Source organism: Psychrobacter sp. 1U2 (assembly GCF_051847575.1).
Map to the genome: position 1 here is coordinate 1 of NZ_JBPYDC010001710.1, position 537 is coordinate 537.

Annotated in this window: 1 protein-coding gene; it reads left to right on the forward strand. The window is 47.1% G+C overall.

Annotated features, from left to right (window positions below; genetic code table 11):
• Positions 1–442, forward strand: a 442-nt coding sequence (locus tag ACS8FD_RS24005; RefSeq protein WP_439277691.1) for a nitrilase-related carbon-nitrogen hydrolase, incomplete at its 5' end; no start/stop codon positions are given.
• Positions 443–537: the final 95 nt, after the last annotated feature.

Sequence of the window (537 nt, forward strand, 5' to 3'; positions counted from 1 at the left end):
CGTGGCGCCCATTGAAGCAAACAATTTAGTCTATCAACTTGGGATGATGGTATGTTTTGATTTGCGCTTTCCAGCCCTAGCTCAGCGTCTACGCCAAGCTGGAGCCGACTTATTAAGCGCGCCCTCTGCTTTTACTTATTTGACAGGACAAGCGCACTGGTCGCTATTGTTGCAAGCTCGCGCCTTGGACAGTCAATGTATGGTCATTGGTGCGGCGCAAGGCGGTGATCATGCGTACAAAAACGGCAACATTCGTCAGACATGGGGACATACGGCCATTACTGATTTTAATGGTACTGTCAAAGACTGTTATGACAACAGCCATCTTGATAATCAAACCCAAGACAAAAACTATGCTTTGGTGTTTGCAGATTTAGACAAGCACGCTCAAGAGCAGGCACGGCAAAAGCTGCCTATTTTTCAGTGTCATCGCCTAGCATAGTCAACATCACCGTCTATTTTTGTACCATATTATTCTCTCTCGTTTTGTGTGTGCGTCGCACGTGGATGAGCGCGGTCATAGACTTGGGTCAGCTT